Below are 2,520 nucleotides of genomic sequence, written 5' to 3' on the forward strand. Positions count from 1 at the left end.
GAGAGGTCGGAAAACGAAAGTAGGAAGAAAGCTTTCGTTTTCCTCCTACTCGATTATAGTATGTTTTAATAAATCGTTTGTTTATTGAAACCGTTTGCTGTTGAGGCTTACTTACGCTTGTCGCATAGCCAATGCCTTATTCTCCGCAGCTTCCATTATCTCCCGTTCTCCGGGACCTTTATCGTTAATGCCGCACAAATGAAGAATTCCGTGGATAATCACACGATGTAGTTCGTCTTCGTATGAAGCACCAAACTGTTCCGCATTGGTACGTATCGTGTCCAGGCTAATGAATAAGTCGCCTGATAAACGATCGCCTTCACAATAATCGAAAGTAATAATATCCGTGTAGTAGTCATGTTGCAGATACTGGCGGTTTACTTCCAGAATCTTCTCGTCCGAGCAGAAGATATAAGCGATTTCACCGAGTCTTTTTCCGTAAGAAGCGGCTACGGCTTTTATCCATTCCGTAGTCTCGCGTTTCTTGATATCAGGCATTTTTACGCCTTCTGTTTGATAAGTTACAGCCATAATTGAATGTTATGATTTAAAAGAAAAATAAATAACTGATTAAGATAGCGGCTATGATACCCGAGAAGTCTGCTATCAGACCGCAAGTCACTGCATTACGAGTCTTGGTTATACCCACACTGCCGAAGTAAACGGCCAGAATGTAGAATGTGGTATCTGAAGCTCCGCGTACTACGCAACTCATACGCCCTACAAATGAATCCGGTCCCAGTTCTTTCATCGTATCGATCATCAAGCCGTTGGCACCGCTACCGCTAAGCGATTTCATCAATGCAGTAGGCAGTGCCCCTACAAAGCTCGTGTCAACTCCGCATGAGCCTACTATGTAGCCAATGCCTCCCACTAGAAAATCCATAGCTCCCGAAGTGCGGAACACGGCGATTCCTACAAGAAAAGCAACCAGATAAGGTATGATACGTACAGCTGTCGTAAATCCTTCTTTAGCTCCCTCTACAAACGAATCGTATACATTGATTTTTTTCCTGACTCCCGTCAGAATAAACAGGATAATGACACTGAATAGCAGAATATTCGCTATCAATGTAGAATAAGTACCCATATCCTCTCGTGAAACGCTTAGAAACAGATAAATCAAACCGGAAAAGAAAAGGCAGATAACGCCCATTAAAATGAGAATAGGCTTATTGATTAAGTTTATCTTTTGAGCGATGCTGACTGCTATGACTCCTACTAAAGTTGAAATGAAAGTACTTAGCAGGATAGGGATAAATACATCTGTAGGCTGTGCAGCCCCCATTTGTGCACGATATACCATGATACTGATCGGAATGATGATAAGGCCGGATGTATTAATCACCAAAAACATAATCATCGGATTGGAAGCAGTGTCCTTTTTCGGATTCAGATCCTGTAACTCTTTCATAGCTTTCAACCCCAGCGGGGTGGCGGCATTGTCGAGACCAAGCATATTGGCGGACATATTCATGAAGATGGAGCCTAACACCGGATGCCCTTTAGGAATGTCTGGAAACAGACGGCAAAGCACCGGACTAAGAAAGCGGGCCAGTGCATTAATCAATCCGCTGTTCTCGCCGATTTTCATGATACCTAACCAAAGGGCCAGTACACCCGTAAGTCCCAGCGATATCTCGAAAGCTGTCTTTGAAGAGTCGAATGTAGCGTTCATGATAGCCGTAAATATCTCCGTATCTCCCAAAACAATCACTTTTATAAGAGCGATGATAAAGGCAATGACGAAGAATCCTATCCAAATGTAATTTAGAACCATAGTTGATAACGTGTATATAGATAGTGCAAAAGTAGTTATTACGTTTCAAATAAACTAAATCTTCGTCTTTCTTATACTGAAAATGAATGTAAATCTCTATCTTTGTCTCCTACTTTCAAGAAATAAATGGAACAGGAAGATTTTAACATACGCGAACATCAGCTTACTTCAAAAGAACGGGATTTCGAGAATGCACTCCGTCCGTTAAGTTTTGAAGACTTTAGCGGGCAGGACAAGGTGGTGGAAAACCTTCGCATTTTTGTGAAGGCGGCACGCCTGCGTGGCGAAGCACTCGACCATGTGCTGTTGCACGGCCCTCCCGGATTAGGAAAAACAACTCTTTCGAATATTATTGCTAACGAATTAGGAGTTGGCTTTAAAGTCACTTCCGGTCCGGTACTCGATAAACCGGGTGATCTGGCAGGAGTGTTAACCAGTCTCGAACCGAACGATGTACTTTTTATCGATGAAATTCATCGGTTGTCGCCTGTGGTGGAGGAATATCTTTATTCGGCCATGGAAGATTACCGCATTGATATTATGATCGATAAGGGACCTTCGGCACGCAGCATCCAGATAGATTTGAATCCTTTCACGCTGGTTGGTGCAACCACACGTAGCGGTCTGCTGACGGCTCCGCTTCGTGCACGTTTCGGTATTAATCTTCATTTGGAGTACTATGATGATGATATTTTGAGCAATATCATTCGTCGTTCTGCGTCCATACTGGATGTGCCTTG

3 protein-coding genes are annotated in these 2,520 nt (G+C 43.1%); 1 reads left to right on the top strand and 2 read right to left on the bottom strand.

Annotation, left to right across the window (positions count from 1 at the left end; translation table 11 throughout):
- Positions 1-111: 111 nt before the first annotated feature.
- Positions 112-531, bottom strand: coding sequence for an rRNA maturation RNase YbeY (gene ybeY / locus ACT8YW_RS22895; RefSeq protein WP_143256656.1), 420 nt, complete (start codon positions 529-531; stop codon positions 112-114).
- A gap of 16 nt (positions 532-547) precedes the next feature.
- Entirely contained in the window at positions 548-1,780 is a 1,233-nt protein-coding gene (locus ACT8YW_RS22900) for a nucleoside recognition domain-containing protein (protein ID WP_022199974.1), read from the bottom strand.
- Between the two features lie 126 nt (positions 1,781-1,906).
- Here ACT8YW_RS22900 and ruvB point away from each other — a divergent pair.
- Positions 1,907-2,520: Holliday junction branch migration DNA helicase RuvB (gene ruvB, locus ACT8YW_RS22905; RefSeq protein ID WP_444107247.1), on the top strand; the 614-nt coding region annotated here is incomplete at its 3' end.

This window comes from Bacteroides sp., assembly GCF_052357945.1.
Classification (GTDB): domain Bacteria; phylum Bacteroidota; class Bacteroidia; order Bacteroidales; family Bacteroidaceae; genus Bacteroides.